Here is a 17,505-nt window from a genome sequence, read left to right as displayed (position 1 = left end):
TACACAAGCGACGTCGGCACGACGTATAAGCGCGCCCTTCGAAGATTTCATCTATCTCGGGAAGCGGTTGTCCCAAGTCATCCCGGCGCATTGCAGCTGATCGAATGCCCCGATAACTGGATTATCTTTGCCCCACAACGGAAGGATGACCGCATGCGCAAACCCCGCGACTATGACGCCGATCTCAAAGCGCTCGATGACAAGGCCAGACAGCTGAAGGCCCGTAAGCGCGAACACCTGGGCGAGCTGGTCATCGCGACCGGCGCCGATGCGCTGCCGATCGAGCAACTGGCAGGGGCGCTACTGCTTGCGGTGGAATCGACAGACGAGCGCGGAAGGGAGGCGCAGCGGACGCGCGGCGCGGCCTTCTTTCGCGCGAAATCCGGCGCACGCCCAAGCGCTCGCCGTGGTGACAGCAGCCCTGCGACGGACATCAGTTCTCCGAGCCCGGCTCCAGCTGCGCCGGGCGCGGCATGACGTACGCGAGTGGCAAGTGAAGCGGCGCGAGCGCACCCGCCAGTTGATCGAGCTGGGCGGCCTTATCGCCAAGGCGGGGCTCATCGATCTGACCAACGACGACCGCGCTCTGATCTATGGCGCGCTCGTCGACGTGGCGAGCAGGCTGCGCAGCGAAGACAGCGATCGCTACCGCCTGATCTGGACGCGGCGTGGACGGCGCGCCTTTGCCGATGATGCGAGCGCGAGCTGACGAACGTCAGGCTTGCGCGAGCCGTTTTTCGCAAGTCTCTTTGACGATCTGCTGGAGCAGTTCGACCCGTTCGGCCAGCCATTCGAGCTCGGCCGGCGTCACCTTGTAATGCGGCGAGTAGCGCGCGTTGACATAGGCCTGACGGAGCAACTCGAAACAGCGCTGCGCGAACTTGGTGTCACGCGGCCATACGGCAATGAGCTCATGCACGAGTGGCTCGGCCTGGCTGCGCAGAAAATTCAGCTTGTGCGACTTCGGACTGTACAGCGTCAGGGTCAGCAGCAGGCAGTGGTACAGATGTTCCGTTGTCTGGTGCAGGTCGAATGCCGCTTGCTTCAAATACCCGCGTTCGATCGCGGTTCGAGCCAGGTCCAGGCGCATCGCCGCGTTTGGAAACCACTGTTCGAAGTGCTTCCGAGCCTCGGCCTGCGCCGCTTTTGGCTCCAGCGGTTGGGGCGTGACGAAGGGGTAGTCCTCAACCTCATACAGAGCGATGCCCTGCTCGATGGCGTCGATGAAGAATGGCCGACCCTGCGTCAGCTGGTTGTTCACGTCGGCAAGGCTGTGGACGATGAAACTGACCGGCACCGAAATGCGCTTGGAGATCGTCACTTCGCGGACGAACTGGTCGTCGGCTTTGGCCCAGAACTCACCCAGCTCGGTCAGCCGCTCGTCGCTGACGACAACGAGGATGTCATAGTCCGACTGGTAGCCGCCGATCGGATCATCGACCCAATCACCGCGCGCATAGGAGCCGTAGAGGATGACCTTGAGGATGCGGCCCTGCCGTCGCCATTTCTGCGTCGACAGCGACGTTGCCTGTTCGAACTCGGCAAACAGCACTTCCACGATCCGGTCGAGATCGCGGCGCTTCTTGTCCGGGAGATGAGCAACGTCGTCGCGCATGATGCTATTCCTAGCGAACCGTTACGTATGCGTACATCCTTTGTACCGGGTTAATGCCGGCGGTCGCCTCATGGCGAAGCGTCTTCCTCCGCTTCCATGAGGGCGATGAGGACGCTTGCGATCACGTGCTCGACGTCCCGCGCGGTGCAGCCATGGCGGCACGCCGCTTCGTCATAATCCAGCCCGTCGATCCGCACGCTGGCGAAGATCGCACGGTCACGGTCCGGCAGCGCGCTCCAGGCGCGTAAGCGCGCCTGCAATCGCCGACCCCGCATCATGACGGCCGCCCCTCATCCACTGCGAAGCGGAGCAGATAGTCCGCCGCCTTGCTGGCGGCGCTTGCGGCGCGGAAGATTGCCTTGTCGTCGTGGCGCAGCACCTCGAGCCATGAGCCGATATAGTCGGCATGTCGCACCGTCGGTTGGATCGCCAGCGACGCACACGCAAAGGCGCTCGCCATCTCGGCAACCAGCTCTTCGCGGGCATAACTGGCACTCCCGAATGCGCCCATCTGGTCGCGGTCCAGACGCGTCTGGTGACCCGTCCAATGGCCAAGCTCGTGGAGCGCGGTGCGATACCAGTTGATCGGCGCATGGAACGCCGCAACCGGCGGCACCGCGACATAGTCGGCGGCCGGATGGTAATAGGCCCGGTCTCCGCCGATCCGCACGTCCGCGCCGCTCGCCTCGATAAGGGCTGCGACCTCGGGCAGGATCTCGATCTCGGGCCGGACCTCCGACGTTCGAGTCAACGCTTCGGGCAGGCCTTCGCATTGGTCGATGTTGAAGACGGTGAAGCGCTTGAGGAAGGCAACCGTGCGTGCGTCCCGCTCGTCGTCACAGCCCCCATCGTCCCTGTTCTTCGGCGTGAAGCGGTCGGCATAGCAGACAGTGGTGCCGCGCTCGCCCTTGCGGACATTGCCACCTGCCGCTTGAGCTTGGCGGTAAGTCAGCCAGCGCTGCGAACGGTAGCCGCCCTCGATGACCCTGGCCCACAGGATCAGGACGTTGATCCCGGAATAGCGCCGGCCAGTCACCCCGTTTGCCGGCATGGTACAGGCGCAGGCTGCGCTGTCCCAGGGCTGCACCCAGGGCAGCCGTCCTTCCTCCAGCTCGGCAATCACGCGGGCCGTCACCTCGGCATAAAGGCTCTGACGTTGGTCGATGGTCCTGGACATGATCCTCACTCCTTGAAAACCACCGCAGCCCGGCCGGAATGGCGAGGGTGGGCGGCAGGAGCGGACCGACAGTCCCGCCGATACGAGGCGGGCTGCACCCAAGGGGCCGAAACGTACGTGGAGGACCGGCGCAGCAGGTTGCAGCACGCCGCGGCGGGACTACAGGGCCGTGACGCCCACCCTCGCCAGACGCGCCCGGCGCGTACACCAGCGTGGGGGCACCCCGCGCTGCCTGCTGACGCTGCGGAGGCCGCACCGTCACCCGTCAGGGATCGCAACCCGCATGGGCCGAGACGGCACGGCTCGGCGCCGCGCCAGCGGCGTAGAGCCCGGTCCTGCGCCATCGCAGGAGACGGCAGCACTCTGCTGTCTCGATGTCCCTCGACAGACCAATCGGGGCCTCGCTCAGGCACTACCGCCGATGATGAAAAAGCAGGACTTTGGCGGCTCCCTTCCCAAGAACCGCGAGGTGATGCCATGTCCACCAACCCCGACCGCATCCTGCGCCTGAGGGCCGTCCTCGACCAGACCGGGCTTTGCCGATCCACGCTCTACCGCAAGATGGCCAACGGCACCTTTCCGAAGAACATCCAACTCAGCACCCGCTGCGTCGGCTGGCGCGCCTCGGCCATTGACGATTGGCTGCGCAATCCGAAGTTCTACCATGTCGATGACCACCCCGCCGGATGAGCGCTTTCGCGACCCATCGCAGCGTTCCAACTTGGGTTCGAAAGCGACTTGGATCCGCCGCCCCGAAACGCTTGGATTGTAAAGATACGTTGTCATCCCAAATGGCGTGTTGTGGGACTTTGCTGCCGTTCCCGAGTATCATGCTGAACGGCATGTTTTGTCATGAGCCGACATTTGGCATTGTCGCGCCACCAATACCATTCACCTGATGGCGGGGGAGGCGCGCGACCCGACTGCACGCTGCGGCAGACGATTCGCCAAAACGCGCCATCTTGGTAGTGTGTGGTCTGGGCTGTCGCCTTGAGTACCTTATGCTATCTTTGACGAACGTCAGGTCAATGTGAGCTTTCCCCCAGCGCCGTCGCTTTTGCTGCCGCCTGCGTGACGGACATCACTTATATCCGCACGATGGAATGCTTCGCCTATCTGGCGGTCGTACTAAATCTGTACTGCCGCCGCGTGGTGGGATGATCGTTGCAAAGCCGTCAGACAACCGATGTGGTTTTGCAGGCCCTGCACATGGCAGTCTGGCGGCGTAAGCCAAAGAACCGCGTGCTGAGCCTAGTAGCGCGTCTAGGAAGCAGGTGTTGGCAGGATGCCGACGACAATAAGGCGCTTAACCTTCTTCGCGCGATCTCGAACGAAGTAGGTCTTAAAGTAAACCAAGTCCTTTTTCATGTTGTCAATAAGGGTCTGCCGGATCGTAGGAAGAACGTCCGATGGTATGCTAAAACTGATCATCTTTGCGCCGTTCTCGATACGCAGCTTACCCCATCCATTCTCTTTATTGAATTGTGTGATATCGCCAAGGATCGGAGTGATAACACGATCCACCGCCGCCGTTTCGATCTCCCGAGCCATTTTTCTGTCGAGGAAGAGAACAGATCTAACAGGCCCTCTTTTCTGCGTCGTGATTTCGAGCGTGTTCGCGCTCTTTCGCAGTGCGGTTCCCATTTCAACGATCAGGGGCGCAGCCATCGCCAACAGCTTTTGACTCTGGTCCTCGGTAATCTTCCCAATGGCTTTGGCAGCGGCGGCTAATCGTCGCTCGCGATAAACCTCAGCGACACGACGCTTGATAATCTTCGATGTTTCAGGCGAAAGGGAAGCCGTCAGTTTGTCGCCTGCTAACACAGCCTCCGCCATGTCATCGATCTCCGTCACCTCTAAACCATCATCCTCGGCTTCATCCTCGTCATAGTCCAAAGCAGGCAATACAACTTTCGCCATCGTAGTTTCATCAAGCTTCTCGATGACTCGTTCGGCAACATAGGCAACTAAGTCAGAGAGTGCGATATTCAGAAATGCGTCTGCGGCAGGCTTGGTTTCTTCGACGTTGTAGTTGAACGATCCGCCACTTTGGGCTACCAACTCGACGTTATGGTTGCTTTTATCGCTGATGTTGGCGACGAACTTTCCGGTCGCCCGAAATTGTGCGAGTTTCACTAAAAGCCGCGCTGCACCATACTGAAAACGCGCTGCTTCATAAAAGTTCATGCGGTGATCGTCCGCTTGCGCGCCTTCGAAATGGAAGGTTATTCGTTCGGCCACTTTGCGCCCCCGCTCTGAAAGGCCGCTGGCCTTCTTGCCTTGTAGCGGCAGACCTCGCATTCTCTATGCGGCTTACGCAATAGGGAACAGAACGGGATCAATGAACGATATCAGTATCGGGGCGGTAGGAGCCGCGATTATCGCGGGCTTTGTGTCGATACTTGGCCTCATAATCGGCAAAGAGCAGAAGATTTCCGAGTTCAGGCAGGCGTGGATCGATGATCTGCGAAAGTGCATGATCGCTTATCTCGTTCAGATTAACGCCATTGCTGACGCCATTCGTGCGCGAGCCCAACCCGGTGCTCCAAACACGACAGCGATAATAGATAGCTACAAGGCCCTTAACGAGGCGAGCCACGGAATCATACTGCGGATCAATCCGACCGAGAAGCCCGCGAAGGCGCTTCTTAAAAGCATGGAAGCCTTCGAGAGTTTGGCAGCAATTAACGCGAACCTGACACCAACCAACATTAAGGCTGCAGAAGAGGAATACGTTGAGGCATCCAAGGAGCTGCTAAAGGATGAGTGGAAGAGGGTGAAACGTGGGGAGCGCACCTACGTGGCGTCTAAATACACGGTGGTAATATGTATCGTTCTTATGCTAATCCTTATGGCCTATCTTTGGCGCACATACACTCCGAAACCGCCTGAAAACCTGTCGAAAGGCGGGGCGGCAACACAGACGATCAATAATGAGGTGAGTTGTTCTATCGCCGGTGCAGTGTCACCACCTGCGCGGCTTATCGGCTCGGTTGTCGGCACGCATCGTAGGCGATTTACAAATCAGAACGCGGTAAAACGAAGCGGCTCCAATTCCTGTCCAGCACCGGCCGTTCCGAACCGCCAGCAATCCTGGTCCGTTGTTGCCCCGGATGGCCCCTAAGAGCCCCGCCGTGGCGAGACCGCACAGTTTAGTCGGCACACGATTGCTCTCCCCGGCCACACGCTTCGAACCGCACCGGTTTCGCGGGTGGGTCCAACTCGCGAGAAAGCCGAGCCAGATGTCTGAGATTAGCCTGCGGACATTCCGTTTCCGCGAGGTCCATCGGCAGCTCCCGGCATAATCGGCCGTTCAGAGCCTGATCCGCAAACGACGTATTCTGGTCGGCAGGTGCCTCGGGGCATTCCTGATTATCAGGCGCCAAAGCGTTCTTCGGACGGCCACTCTGGCCATCGGAGAATGATCATGGAGATGCCTGAAACCGAACCCACCGCGACAAAGCGCCCAGTCTGGAATGCCGGACGAACCGTCGGCGCGAAGCGCGCACTGAAACCGAAGCAAATCTGGGAAATCCGATTTTACCTCAATCAGCGCCGCCGCTTGCGAGATCGGGCGCTATTCGACCTGGCGATCGATAGCAAACTCCGGGGCTGCGATCTGGTGCAGATGAGGATCCGCGACCTTGTCAGCGGCGGGCAGATCCGAACGCGTGCGATCGTGATGCAACAGAAAACCGGTCGGCCGGTTCAGTTCGAATTGCTTCCAGACGCCCGGACCAGCCTGCTGGCGTGGCTTGAACGGCGGGGCGGCGCAGTGGACGACTATGTCTTTCCCAGCAGAATTGATCATAACGGGCATCTCAGCACCCGCCAGTATGCACGGCTTGTCGATGAATGGGTGACCGGTGTCGGCCTGATGCGAAACGAGTATGGAACGCACTCGCTTCGCCGAACGAAGGCTTCGATCATATATCGAGCGACCGGCAACCTTCGTGCCGTTCAAATCCTTCTCGGTCATAGCAAGATCGAGAACACAGTGCGCTATCTCGGCATCGACGTGGAAGACGCGCTTGCCCTTGCCGAGAACACTGAGATCTGACCCGATGGCTCCTCGCCGTAGGCGAGGAGCCATTTCACCATGCTTTGGGACAAATCCGCCGTTCCTTGCGGCTCAGTTGTATAGCGGCTTCCGGCGCATCGCCTGCCGGTCGGCTAGCGACCCAAAGGAAGACGTAGCCGAGGTAAGTTGCCGATCTTAAGAGCGGACATTCTGAACCGGGGTTTTGGCACGCGCAAACCACTGGCAAACCGTGGTCGGGTCTGGAGCGTTAAAACCGTCCGGTTTTGACACCGGCACTATCTTTTAGATCAGCCACCGTCGATCGGATGGTGCGGGTCAGAGAGACCAACCCCCATCAACGGACACTGCGGCGCCGGTGACGAACGCGCCCAGATCAGCGCTCATCCAGAGAACGGCTTCCGCAATTTCCTCCGGCTTGCCCAAGCGCCCGACCGGCTCAAGATCAATCGCTTTCTGGATGTCGCCATCCGTAAAACGATCCATCATCGGCGTTTCAATATTGCCCGGCAGCACCGCGTTCACGCGGATGTTCTGTTTGGCATAATCGAGCGCCGCGGCCTTGGTCAGGCCGATGATCGCGTGCTTGGATGCAGTGTAGGAGGCACCACCCGCCACCCCGCGGACGCCGGCACCTGAGGACGTGTTGACGATCACACCTCTGCCCTGACGCACCATTTGCGCCAGCTCGTGCTTCATGCAGATGAAGGTGCCGCGCAGGTTGATGTCGAGGATGCGGTCCCATTCGGCCAGTTCGATCTCGTGGACAGGCGCAGCCTTGTTCTCGACGCCGGCATTATTGAAGGCGATGTCGAGCTGTCCGAAGATCTCGACCACCCGGCCGACCGCCGCCTCGACCTGATCGGGCTGGGACACGTCGCAGGCGATGACCAGGGTTTCAGCCCCCGCCTTCCTCACAGCCTCGGCCGTTTCGGCCAGAGCGTCCTCGGTGCGGTCCAGGATGGCGATGCGCGCGCCCTCGGCCGCAAAGGCGATGGCCGTGGCACGGCCGATGCCACTGGCGGCACCGGTAATGAAGGCGACCTTGCCGGCGAAACGATGATGATCAGACATGAGAGAACCTCTCCGGTTGTATGGGGAAGAGTCGGCCGATCAGGCGGCCGCGTTCGATCCGGCGGTCTGGCGCGACTTGCCGAACACGGGAAAGGCGCTCGCCTCGCCGTAGTCGATGGCGTCCGACAAGCCTGTGAGCATCGCCATGTCGTCCTCGCCGATCTCGAAATCGACGGCCGCATTGCTGCGCATGTGATCGGCGTTGGTCGATTTGGGCAGTGGGAGCAGTCCGAGTTGCAGACAGTAGCGGATGCAGAGTTGCGCTACGCCGACGCCGTACCTTGCCGCCAGCTCGACAAGCACGGGATGCTGTAGCGCCGCACCATGTGCGACCGGCGAATATGCCTCGATCAGCACGTCCTGCTCACGGCAATAGTCGATGAGATCGAACGGCGTATTGCCGACATGCGCAAGCACCTGGTTGACCGCGGGCTTCACCGAGCCATGCCGCAGGATGTTGTCGAGGTCGGCGCGTTCGAAGTTGGACACGCCGATCGCACGGATTTTTCCGGCCTGCTGCGCCTCTTCCAGCGCGCGCCACGCCTCAAGGTTGCCGGCGTCGAAATCGCCGCCCTCGCGGAACTCGGTCCACGGCTGCGGACTGTGGATCAGCATCAGGTCGATATGATCGAATCCGAGCGCCTGAAGCGAACCATCGATGCGGTTCTTCGCATCGGCGTACCGCTTGGACTCTGCCACGAGTTTGGTGGTGACGAACAGATTGTCGCGCGGAATGCCGCTGGCACGCAGCCCTTCGCCGACACCGCGCTCGTTCTCATAGGCTTGGGCCGTGTCGAAGTGGCGGTAGCCGATCGCTGCGGCATCGCGAACGACATGTGACACTGCGGCGTCATCTATCCGCCAGGAGCCGAGCCCCAGCTTGGGGATCACGACGCCATCGAAAAGCGCGAACGTTTCGTTCAGGATCATCGTTCTTTCCTCCGTCCGGCTGGCTGCTCGCCGTAGCCGGGCTGCTTCGTCAGGGTGGCCCACTTTCTAGCAATGTCGGGGTCGTACACCTTGGGCGTCCACTCGGCGGGAGCGACCTCCTCGAACCCGACCGACACCGTGTCTTCGCCATATCCAAGCGTCTCCATAACGCCGCGGGTGATGGTCTCGGTCAGACGCTGCTTCTGATCGTCGGATTTGCCGGGCCAGAGCTTCACGATGACGTGCGGCATCCGATCACTCCGTGCCGAGCGGCGCGAGATATTCCTCGTCCGTCACCTTCTCCATCCACGTCACGGGCGTGCCGTTGACCGACACCTGGATGGCGACGTGGGTCATGCCTTCATGCGGCGTGGCGCCATGCCAATGCTTGTGTTCGGCGGGGCACCACAGGATGTCACCCGCACGAAACTCCAGCTTCGGCCCGCCCGCGATCTGGGTCCAGCCAACGCCCTCGGTCACGATCAGCGTCTGACCGGCGGGGTGGGTGTGCCACGCGGTACGCGCACCGGGCTCGAAGTGAACGATGGCCCCGGAAACGCGCGACGGCTCATCGCGCTGGAATTGACCGGTGATGGTGGCCTTGCCGGTAAAATACTCCGCCGGACCGTCGACGGTCTTCATGTCCGCTTTGCGTTCGATGCTCATGTCAGTCGCTCCTTGCCGCGCCTGCGCGCCCACGGGCAGCAGCAGCGTGGCGAGGCACATGCCGATCCTCATCATGGTTGCCGCCCTTCCAATCAGCCGATCGTCACGATGACGAGCGTCTCGGACCACAATCTAAGGTGCTGTACACGCCAGCATTACCAGCCCCGCCCGCAACGAGCCGATGAACGATGCTCAACAATGGTGTAGGGGGTCGTCATGCAACTGAGCCGAGCAGACCTAGCGGACTTCGCCTATTTCCTTGCGATTGCCAAGCACGGCAGCTTTCGTCGGGCGGCGACCTCAATGGGCGTTACTACCTCTGCCCTTAGCCACGCGATCACGGCACTGGAGGGGCGTCGCGGCGTTCGGCTATTGAACAGGACAACGCGCAGCGTCACTCTTACCGCAGCGGGTGAGGAGCTTCGTGCCGCCATCGAAGCTCCCATGCAGGTCATAGCTGCGGCGGGCGAGACCCTGGACCGGTATCGCGACGCCCCGGCAGGCCGCGTCAGAATCAACGTTCTTGAGGATGCCGTCGAGCTGTTGCTCAAGCCGGTCATGCCGATCTTCGTGGACCGCTATCCAGAGGTCGCAATCGATATCAGCGTGAGCAATCGGATGATCGATGTCGTCGGCAGCGGCTTCGATGCCGGCATCCGCTATGGCGGCACGGTGCCCGAGGACATGATCGCACAACGGCTGTCTCCGGACCTAAGCTGGATCGCGGCAGCGTCACCGGCATACCTTTCCCGTTTCGGTGCCCCGACTGATCCGCAGGACCTGCAAAACCATCGATGCGTCGGCATCCGCCTGGGGAACGATCAGGTCTATCAATGGGAGTTCGAGCGCGGCGGTAGCGAATGCGCCATTGCGACACCCGGCCCGCTGACTGTCGATGCCAGCCACGCTGCCATCGCGTTTGGACTGTGTGGCTCGGGCATCATCTACGCGACGGAGGCCGCTCTTCGCCCCCACCTCGACAGCGGAGCATTGCAACCGATTTTGAAGGATTGGGCGAGCGCAGGCAGCGGCTTCCACGCCTACTATTCTGGACGCCGACACCTTCCGACCGGGCTGCGCCTGCTGATCGATCTTATCAAAGAGGTACAGCCCCTACGGAGCTGAGCGATTAGGACATGGTGTCAAAACCGACCGATTTTGACACCATGTCCTAATCACCTGGAACTGAAGTAAGCTACATTGCATGTCTCTACGCGAAGGCGGGAGGCACGGATGGTTGGTCGTCAGGCGAACGTATTGGTATTGAGCGCGGCCGATCGCGCGTTCCTGGAATCGCAGGTGCGGCGCCACAAGGCCCCGCGCTCATTATCGGACCGCTGCCGGATGGTTGTGCTGTGTGCGGACGGGCTGCAGAGCAAGGAGGTTGCCGAGCGCCTCGGGGTTCACGAGCATACCGTTGGCAAGTGGCGGCGTCGCTTTGCGCAAGCCGGCGTCGAGGGGCTGACCGACGAGTATCGGGCGGGCCGGCCTCGTACGGTGAGCGATGCGCAAGTCGCACAAGTGATCGAGCGCACGCTGAACACCACGCCCCGGGATGCGACCCATTGGTCGATCCGTTCGATGGCGGCCGAGGCTGGGCTGTCGCACACGACGATCCGCCGGATCTGGAATGCGTTCGGCTTGCAGCCGCATCGGTCGGAGACGTTCAAGCTGTCGAGCGATCCGCTGTTCGTCGACAAGGTACAGGACATCGTCGGCCTTTACCTGTCGCCCCCGACCCGCGCGGTCGTGCTGTGCGTGGACGAGAAATCGCAGATCCAGGCGCTCGATCGCGAGCAGCCGGTCCTGCCCATGGCGCCGGGCGTGCCCGAACGGCGCACCCACACCTACGTTCGCAATGGCACGACATCGCTGTTCGCCGCGCTCGACATCGCCACCGGCGCGGTCATCGGCAAATGCTACAGGCGGCATCGCGCCACCGAATTTCTGGACTTTCTCAGGCAGATCGATGCGGCCATGCCCGAAGGTCCCGAGGTCCACCTCGTGATGGACAATTATGCCACCCACAAGACGCCCAGGATCAAGGCCTGGCTTGCCCGGCGTCCGCACTGGCACGTGCACTTCACGCCGACATCGGCATCGTGGATCAATCAGGTCGAACGCTGGTTCGCCGAGCTGACGCGAAAGCAATTGCAGCGGGGCGTCCACCGATCAACGGCCGAACTCGAAGCCGATATCGCCGCCTTCATCGCCGCCCACAACGAGAAACCCAGGCCCTATAAATGGGTCAAATCGGCCGATGATATCCTCGCCTCGGTCAAACGCTTCTGCCAAAAAACAATGAGGCGAACTTCGGATTCAGGTGACTAGGCTCCGTACTCAATCAACTTGCGATCAGGCGTTTGTGTTGATTCAAGGCTTCTGGATGGAACGGAGGCGTTGGATGGCGCGGCAGTTGACGTGGTTGAGCGATGCGGAGTGGGCGAAGATCGAACCGTTGCTGCCGCAAGGCCGTAGCGGGGCGCGACGGGTCGACGACCGGCGGGTGATTTCAGGCATCGTGCATATGCTGAAGAGTGGTGCGCGCTGGCGCGACTGTCCGCCCGAGTACGGGCCGTACACGACGATCTACAACCGCTTCCACCGATGGAGCCAGCAAGGTGTGTGGTTCGCGGTGTTCGAAGCGCTGACCGGGTATAGCGGAGTATGGGGCTCGGTCGCGATCGATTCGACCAGCATCAAGGTCCACCGCTCGGCGGCAGGCGCAAAAGGGGGGCCTTCGCCCAAGGCATCGGCACATCGCGCGGCGGCCGTACCAGTAAGATCCACGGGCTGACCGACGCGGCCGGGCGCCCGCGTATCCTGCTGATCTCACCTGGCAATCTGTCCGATATGACAATGGCGCCGGCGCTGATCGAAGCGGCGTCAGGCCGCTTCGACCGACTGATCGCCGACAAGGGTTACGACAGCAACGCCATCCGCGCCGCGGTTGAGGCCCAGGGCGCAGAAGTCGTCATACCGTCAACCCGCAGTCGCAAAACCCCAATCCCCTACGATCGCGACGCTTACCGCGCTCGCAACCTCGTCGAGCGACTATGGTGCCGACTGAAGGACTGGCGGCGTATCGCCACCCGCTACGACAAGCTCGCCACAAACTACATGGCCGGTGTCGTCCTCGCCGCCGTCATCACCTTCTGGTGTTGATTGAGTCCGGAGCCTAATCGTCAGTTGGCGGGGTGAGGCGTACTGGTCTTGAAAGGCCACGAAGGCGACGCTGGCGATTTTGGCGCGGCTTCCTTGACGGCCTGGGGGTCATCCAAGTCAATCATGCTGCTGGTCTTCGGGAAAGGCCGGCGCGCGAGCTACGCCTAATATCCTGTTCCGAACCGGAAGGCATTGCGGGTCTGGTTTCGCCGAAATGGCCGGGTTGCCTGTCGCTCCATATATCCTCTAAACTGGATATATGGAAAACAAGTCGGCTATCTCTGCATTGGGCGCGCTCGCGCAAAGCACGCGGCTCGATGTGTTCCGCCTGCTGGTGCGCCATGAACCGGACGGCCTCGCCGCCGGCGAAGTCGCCCGCCAGCTCGACGTGCCGCAGAACACGATGTCAGCGCACTTGGCCATTCTCGCCCGCGCCGGGCTGGTCTGTTCCGAACGGCATAGCCGGTCGATCATCTACCGGGCCGATCTGGACGGGCTGCGCGCGCTGATGCTGTTCCTCGTCAAGGACTGCTGCGCCGGTTCGCCTGAACTGTGTGCGCCGCTTCTGGCCGAACTTACCCCCTGCTGCTGAAAGGACGCCCCGTGGCCGTCGATATCGTGATCTATCACAACCCCGAGTGCGGCACGTCGCGCAACACGCTGGCGATGATCCGCAATGCCGGCATCGAGCCGCACGTCGTCGAATATCTGAAAACGCCGCCCTCACGGGCATTGTTGGTCGAATTGATCGAGCGCGCCGGGATCACGCCCCGCGCTCTGCTGCGCGAGAAGGGCACGCCCTATGCGCAGCTGGGCCTTGGTGACGATGCGCTGTCGGACGACGTGTTGGTGGACGCGATGATGGCGCATCCGGTTCTCATCAACCGGCCACTGGTCGTCTCGCCGCTCGGCGTGAAGCTGTGCCGACCTTCCGAAGCGGTCCTCGATCTGCTGCCCGAGCCACAACAGGGTGCGTTTGCCAAGGAAGACGGCGAAAAGGTCGTGGACGCCGCAGGTCAGCGCATCGCCTGATGCTGCTCGCGCTCGCTATCTTCGTCGTCACGCTCGCGCTCGTCATCTGGCAACCCAGGGGCCTCGGCATCGGATGGAGCGCGCTGGGCGGAGCGGCGATCGCGCTGCTCATCGGGGTCGTCTCGCTCTCCGACGTGCCGGTAGTGTGGGGCATCGTCTGGAACGCGACCGCGACGTTCGTCGCGATCATCATCGTTAGCCTGTTGCTCGATGAAGCCGGGTTCTTTGAATGGGCGGCGCTCCATGTCGCGCGCTGGGGGCGGGGGCATGGTCGCCGGCTGTTCGTGCTGATCGTACTGCTCGGCGCGGCGGTGTCCGCGCTGTTCGCCAATGACGGCGCGGCGCTGATCCTGACGCCGATCGTTATCGCGATGTTGCGGGCGCTAGGCTACAAGGACAAGGCGACGCTGGCGTTCGTGATGGCTCCGGGGTTCATCGCCGATACCGCCAGTCTGCCGCTGATTGTCTCCAACCTCGTCAACATCGTGTCGGCCGACTTCTTCCGGATCGGCTTTGCCGATTATGCCTCAGTGATGGTGCCGGTCGATCTGGCGTCGATCGCCGCGACGCTGGTCGCGCTGCTGCTGTTCTTCCGACGCGACATACCGGCGAGCTATGATGTGGCGCAGCTCCGCGCGCCCGCTGACGCGATCCGCGACCGTGCGACGTTCAAGGCAGGCTGGGTCGTCCTCGCCCTGCTGCTCGCCGGCTTCTTCCTGCTCGAACCCCTCGGCGTGCCGGTCAGCGCCGTGGCCGCTGCCGGTGCGGTCCTCCTGCTCATGATCGCCGCGCGCGGCCACGTCATCCAGACGCGCAAGGTGCTGGCCGGCGCGCCGTGGCAGGTCGTGATCTTCTCGCTCGGCATGTACCTGGTCGTCTACGGCCTGCGGAATGCGGGGCTGACCGATCATCTTGCCGGCCTGCTCGATCGCACCGCGCAAGGCGGCGTGTGGGGCGCGTCGTTCGGGACCGGCATCATCGCCGCGCTGCTGTCATCGGTAATGAACAACATGCCGACCGTGCTGGTGGGCGCGCTGTCGATCGACGCGACGCACGCCACGGGCGCGGTCAAGGAAGCGATGATCTACGCCAACGTGATCGGGTGCGACCTCGGCCCCAAGATCACGCCGATCGGCTCGCTCGCGACTTTGCTGTGGCTGCACGTGCTCGGGCAGAAGGGAATCCGGATCGGCTGGGGCTATTACTTCAAGGTCGGCGCAACGCTGACGATTCCCGTGCTGTTGGTGACACTCGCCGCGCTTGCCATAAGGCTTAGTCTGTAATGCCGCTCCGAACGCTCTCCGACCCCGACCATCTTCCCGCGCTGGATCGCCGCTATGCGCTCGACCGTCCCGCCCTCGGGTTGGGGGCCGGTGATCCTCCCCCGCGCATCCTGCTGCTCTACGGCTCCCTGCGGGAACGGTCCTTTTCGCGGCTGTGTGTCGAGGAAGCGGCCCGCCTGCTGCAATTCTTCGGCTGCGAAACGCGCATCTTTGATCCCGCCACGCTGCCGCTGCCCGATCAGGTGACGGGGGACGATCACCCGGCCGTCCACGAGCTGCGCGAACTGTCGATGTGGTCGGAGGGGCATGTGTGGTGCAGCCCCGAGCGGCACGGCCAGATTACCGGCATCATGAAGCTGCAAGTCGACCACCTGCCCCTGTCGATGGGCGGGATGCGACCGACGCAGGGCCGGACGCTCGCTGTCATGCAGGTGTCGGCCGGATCGCAATCGTTCAACAGCGTCAACACGCTGCGCGTGCTAGGCCGCTGGATGCGGATGGTGACGATCCCGAACCAGTCAAGCGTCGCCAAGGTGTTCAACGAGTTCGACGACGCCGGCCGGATGAAGCCGTCCAGCTACTACGACCGGATCGTCGACGTGATGGAAGAGCTGGTGCGCTTCACGATCTTGCTGCGCCCGCACACTGGCCAGCTCGTCGATCGCTATTCCGAACGAAAGGAAGCTGGGGTGCAGATCGACCCCACAACCGATCTCTCGAGCATCGCCACGGCTCGGGCATAGTGTCACAACCGAACGGTTTTGACACAGCGCACCGGCGGCTTTCGCGCCTTCCGATCCTCAAAGCCGCCTAGCAGGAAAGTCCCCAATGTCGGTCATTCCTTGGGCGCTGGAAAATCCGTCATTGGACGGCGGCTTCTGGCAGATTCGGACGTTCGCTGCGACATGGCTAAACGGCATATTTTGGTCGGCATAGGCCCCCGAGCAATACGAGACCGTCATACCCGCAAGCGTTCTTCCGATGGCCGATCTGGCCATTGGAGAACGATCATGGAGATGCCTGAAACCGAGCGCACCGTCACAAAGCGGCAAGTCTGGAATGCCGGAAGAACCGTCGGTGCGAAGCGTGCCCTCAAACCGAAGCAGATTTGGGAAATTCGGTTCTATCTCAATCAGCGTCGACGCCTGCGAGATCGGGCGCTGTTCGATCTGGCGATCGACAGCAAACTCCGAGGCTGCGACTTGGTGCAGATGAGGATCGGCGACCTTGTCAGCAGCGGGCAAGTCCGAACGCGAGCGATTGTCATGCAGCAGAAAACAGGCCGACCGGTTCAGTTCGAGCTACTTCCAGATGCTCGCGCCAGCCTGCTGGCTTGGCTGGAGCGGCGGGGCGGCACGGTGGACGACTACGTCTTCCCCAGTCGAGTCGATCGTGATGGGCATCTCAGCACTCGCCAGTACGCCAGGCTTGTCGATGAATGGGTGACAGGGGTCGGTCTGATGCGAAGTGAATACGGTACGCACTCGCTCCGCCGAACGAAGGCATCAATCATCTACAGGGCAACCGGCAATCTGCGAGCTGTCCAGATCCTGCTCGGCCATAGCAAGATCGAGAACACGGTCCGCTATCTCGGCATCGATGTGGAAGACGCACTTGCCCTCGCCGAGAACACCGAGATTTGACCTGTCGGCTCCTCGCTCGGGCGAGGGGCCGCCCTTACGGCGCATGGGACAAAACAGCCAAATACGGGGCCTCGCCGAACGGCGGGTTCAACTGTGAGCTGCCGTCCGCCGCTGTCCCGAAAACGATCGGGGCTGTTGAAAAATGCGCTGCTGGTGGTTGTTGCTGTTGGGGGCGGAATGACACCCCAAGGTTCTGCGATCCCGCCTCGCATGGGATCGAGTATCGGAAAAGGGGCGTGCCGGGTGGTGTTAGCCGACCGTGTAGACCTTTTGCACAATGCCTTCTGGCGCACGGTAGGTATGGAAGCCCATCGCTTCATAGTAGCGAAGGCCCGATGGGTTATCAGCGCCGATATAGGCATCGATCTTCTCCAATCGCGCTTGTTCTGCCGCCTCCCGGCTAGATCGAAACAGCGCGCTCCCTACGCCTTGTCGGTGCACGCGCGGGCTGATGTGGGTGCCGATGATCCCCCAGCCCGCCGGAACGTCGTAACGGTTATCCGCTTCCGCTCGAACCAAGGACTGAAAGCCGAGAACAACCCCTTCGTTGTCAATCGCGACCGTGCAACGAATACTGGCCGGGTTGGCGAGATATTGCCGGGTCACGAACGCTTCATCGTTGGGCCGTTCTCGACCTGTATGCGCGATTATCTCGCGTAGAACTCGGCTCATAGCTGCCGCATCATCAAGTGATGCTATGCGGGTGTCCATATATTCCTAACCTCTGTGTCCCCGACGCAGACCTTATGCGCCGGGGGACACGGCCTGCAAACGCCGATGGCACCTCATTCCTGATTGGGAACAGAAACCGTCCGAAAACGCGGATCCTGATTCCCGTGCGCATCTCGGCAGTGTAATCTTCTGGCATGGCGTATATCGAG

22 protein-coding genes and 1 pseudogene are annotated in these 17,505 nt (G+C 61.7%); 14 read left to right on the top strand and 9 right to left on the bottom strand.

Going from position 1 to position 17,505, the window contains the following annotated elements; genetic code table 11:
• Positions 1 to 153 precede the first annotated feature (153 nt).
• On the top strand, positions 154 to 477 hold the full coding sequence (locus LRP66_RS14725) for a conjugal transfer protein TraD (protein ID WP_230483358.1): 324 nt from the start codon (positions 154 to 156) through the stop codon (positions 475 to 477).
• A 16-nt stretch (positions 478 to 493) separates the two neighbouring features.
• A complete protein-coding gene (locus tag LRP66_RS14720; RefSeq protein WP_230483357.1) occupies positions 494 to 709 on the top strand; it encodes a conjugal transfer protein TraD in 216 nt (71 codons plus the stop codon).
• Positions 710 to 715: 6 nt separating this feature from the next.
• Here LRP66_RS14720 and LRP66_RS14715 read toward each other — a convergent pair whose 3' ends face one another.
• From LRP66_RS14715 to LRP66_RS14705, 3 genes are all read right to left on the bottom strand, one after another.
• Positions 716 to 1,615, bottom strand: a complete 900-nt coding sequence (locus LRP66_RS14715; protein WP_230483356.1) for a HEPN domain-containing protein — start codon at positions 1,613 to 1,615, stop codon at positions 716 to 718.
• 68 nt (positions 1,616 to 1,683) lie between these two features.
• Positions 1,684 to 1,893, bottom strand: coding sequence for a sigma-70 region 4 domain-containing protein (locus LRP66_RS14710; RefSeq protein ID WP_230483355.1), 210 nt, complete (start codon positions 1,891 to 1,893; stop codon positions 1,684 to 1,686).
• Positions 1,890 to 2,792, bottom strand: a complete 903-nt coding sequence (locus LRP66_RS14705; protein WP_230483354.1) for an ArdC family protein — start codon at positions 2,790 to 2,792, stop codon at positions 1,890 to 1,892. Before LRP66_RS14705 ends, LRP66_RS14710 begins: the two co-directional genes overlap by 4 nt.
• Positions 2,793 to 3,269: 477 nt before the next feature.
• Here LRP66_RS14705 and LRP66_RS14700 point away from each other — a divergent pair, with 477 nt between their 5' ends.
• Together LRP66_RS14700 and LRP66_RS14695 are read left to right on the top strand one after the other, a co-directional pair.
• Positions 3,270 to 3,482: a helix-turn-helix transcriptional regulator gene (locus LRP66_RS14700; protein WP_230483353.1), complete on the top strand. Its 213-nt coding sequence runs from the start codon at positions 3,270 to 3,272 to the stop codon at positions 3,480 to 3,482.
• Between the two features lie 381 nt (positions 3,483 to 3,863).
• A pseudogene (locus LRP66_RS14695) lies at positions 3,864 to 4,040 on the top strand (DDE-type integrase/transposase/recombinase); the annotation flags it as partial.
• 15 nt (positions 4,041 to 4,055) lie between these two features.
• On the opposite strand, the gene LRP66_RS14690 reads toward LRP66_RS14695, so the two are convergent.
• Complete coding sequence (locus LRP66_RS14690) at positions 4,056 to 5,093, bottom strand: hypothetical protein (RefSeq protein ID WP_230483352.1); 1,038 nt, start codon at positions 5,091 to 5,093, stop codon at positions 4,056 to 4,058.
• A gap of 40 nt (positions 5,094 to 5,133) precedes the next feature.
• Here LRP66_RS14690 and LRP66_RS14685 point away from each other — a divergent pair, with 40 nt between their 5' ends.
• Positions 5,134 to 5,916, top strand: coding sequence for a hypothetical protein (locus tag LRP66_RS14685; RefSeq protein WP_230483351.1), 783 nt, complete (start codon positions 5,134 to 5,136; stop codon positions 5,914 to 5,916).
• Between the two features lie 303 nt (positions 5,917 to 6,219).
• Positions 6,220 to 6,852 carry a tyrosine-type recombinase/integrase gene (locus tag LRP66_RS14680; protein ID WP_230483395.1) on the top strand — a complete coding sequence of 211 codons (633 nt, stop codon included), beginning with the start codon at positions 6,220 to 6,222 and terminating at the stop codon, positions 6,850 to 6,852.
• Between the two features lie 297 nt (positions 6,853 to 7,149).
• Here LRP66_RS14680 and LRP66_RS14675 read toward each other — a convergent pair whose 3' ends face one another.
• The 4 genes from LRP66_RS14675 to LRP66_RS14660 are packed head-to-tail and all read right to left on the bottom strand — an operon-like array spanning position 7,150 to position 9,576.
• Entirely contained in the window at positions 7,150 to 7,905 is a 756-nt protein-coding gene (locus tag LRP66_RS14675; RefSeq protein ID WP_230483350.1) for an SDR family NAD(P)-dependent oxidoreductase, read from the bottom strand.
• 39 nt (positions 7,906 to 7,944) lie between these two features.
• The gene (locus LRP66_RS14670; RefSeq protein ID WP_230483349.1) at positions 7,945 to 8,835 is read right to left on the bottom strand and encodes an aldo/keto reductase; all 891 of its coding nucleotides are present in this window, start codon (positions 8,833 to 8,835) and stop codon (positions 7,945 to 7,947) included.
• Positions 8,832 to 9,086, bottom strand: coding sequence for a tautomerase family protein (locus LRP66_RS14665; protein WP_230483348.1), 255 nt, complete (start codon positions 9,084 to 9,086; stop codon positions 8,832 to 8,834). Before LRP66_RS14665 ends, LRP66_RS14670 begins: the two co-directional genes overlap by 4 nt.
• 4 nt (positions 9,087 to 9,090) lie before the next feature.
• Positions 9,091 to 9,576 carry a (R)-mandelonitrile lyase gene (locus LRP66_RS14660; RefSeq protein WP_230483347.1) on the bottom strand — a complete coding sequence of 162 codons (486 nt, stop codon included), beginning with the start codon at positions 9,574 to 9,576 and terminating at the stop codon, positions 9,091 to 9,093.
• 141 nt (positions 9,577 to 9,717) lie between these two features.
• On the opposite strand from LRP66_RS14660, the gene LRP66_RS14655 reads away from it, so the two are divergent.
• The 8 genes from LRP66_RS14655 to LRP66_RS14620 all read left to right on the top strand — a co-directional run bounded on the left by LRP66_RS14655 (position 9,718) and on the right by LRP66_RS14620 (position 16,624).
• A complete protein-coding gene (locus LRP66_RS14655) occupies positions 9,718 to 10,626 on the top strand; it encodes a LysR family transcriptional regulator (RefSeq protein ID WP_230483346.1) in 909 nt (302 codons plus the stop codon).
• Positions 10,627 to 10,734: 108 nt separating this feature from the next.
• Positions 10,735 to 11,832, top strand: a complete 1,098-nt coding sequence (locus LRP66_RS14650; protein WP_230483345.1) for an IS630 family transposase — start codon at positions 10,735 to 10,737, stop codon at positions 11,830 to 11,832.
• 73 nt (positions 11,833 to 11,905) lie between these two features.
• A protein-coding gene (locus tag LRP66_RS14645) for an IS5 family transposase (RefSeq protein WP_443026703.1) occupies positions 11,906 to 12,666 on the top strand; the annotation gives its coding sequence in 2 pieces (ribosomal slippage) (positions 11,906 to 12,244 and positions 12,247 to 12,666; 759 coding nt in all).
• Between the two features lie 259 nt (positions 12,667 to 12,925).
• A complete protein-coding gene (locus LRP66_RS14640) occupies positions 12,926 to 13,258 on the top strand; it encodes an ArsR/SmtB family transcription factor (RefSeq protein ID WP_230483343.1) in 333 nt (110 codons plus the stop codon).
• 11 nt (positions 13,259 to 13,269) lie between these two features.
• Positions 13,270 to 13,698: an arsenate reductase (glutaredoxin) gene (gene arsC / locus LRP66_RS14635; RefSeq protein WP_230483342.1), complete on the top strand. Its 429-nt coding sequence runs from the start codon at positions 13,270 to 13,272 to the stop codon at positions 13,696 to 13,698.
• Positions 13,698 to 14,981 (top strand): arsenic transporter, encoded by a 1,284-nt coding sequence (locus LRP66_RS14630; RefSeq protein ID WP_230483341.1) that lies wholly within the window; start codon positions 13,698 to 13,700, stop codon positions 14,979 to 14,981. The genes arsC and LRP66_RS14630 overlap by 1 nt, the downstream gene beginning before the upstream one ends.
• The gene (gene arsH, locus LRP66_RS14625; protein ID WP_230483340.1) at positions 14,981 to 15,724 is read left to right on the top strand and encodes an arsenical resistance protein ArsH; all 744 of its coding nucleotides are present in this window, start codon (positions 14,981 to 14,983) and stop codon (positions 15,722 to 15,724) included. Before LRP66_RS14630 ends, arsH begins: the two co-directional genes overlap by 1 nt.
• 267 nt (positions 15,725 to 15,991) lie before the next feature.
• Complete coding sequence (locus LRP66_RS14620) at positions 15,992 to 16,624, top strand: tyrosine-type recombinase/integrase (RefSeq protein ID WP_055786118.1); 633 nt, start codon at positions 15,992 to 15,994, stop codon at positions 16,622 to 16,624.
• Positions 16,625 to 16,873: 249 nt separating this feature from the next.
• On the opposite strand, the gene LRP66_RS14615 is transcribed toward LRP66_RS14620, so the two are convergent.
• Entirely contained in the window at positions 16,874 to 17,335 is a 462-nt protein-coding gene (locus LRP66_RS14615; RefSeq protein WP_230483339.1) for a GNAT family N-acetyltransferase, read from the bottom strand.
• Positions 17,336 to 17,505: the final 170 nt, after the last annotated feature.

This window comes from Sphingomonas sp. Leaf21 (assembly GCF_916858675.1).
Classification (GTDB): Bacteria; Pseudomonadota; Alphaproteobacteria; order Sphingomonadales; family Sphingomonadaceae; genus Sphingomonas.
This window is presented reverse-complemented; position numbering and strand designations above follow the sequence as displayed.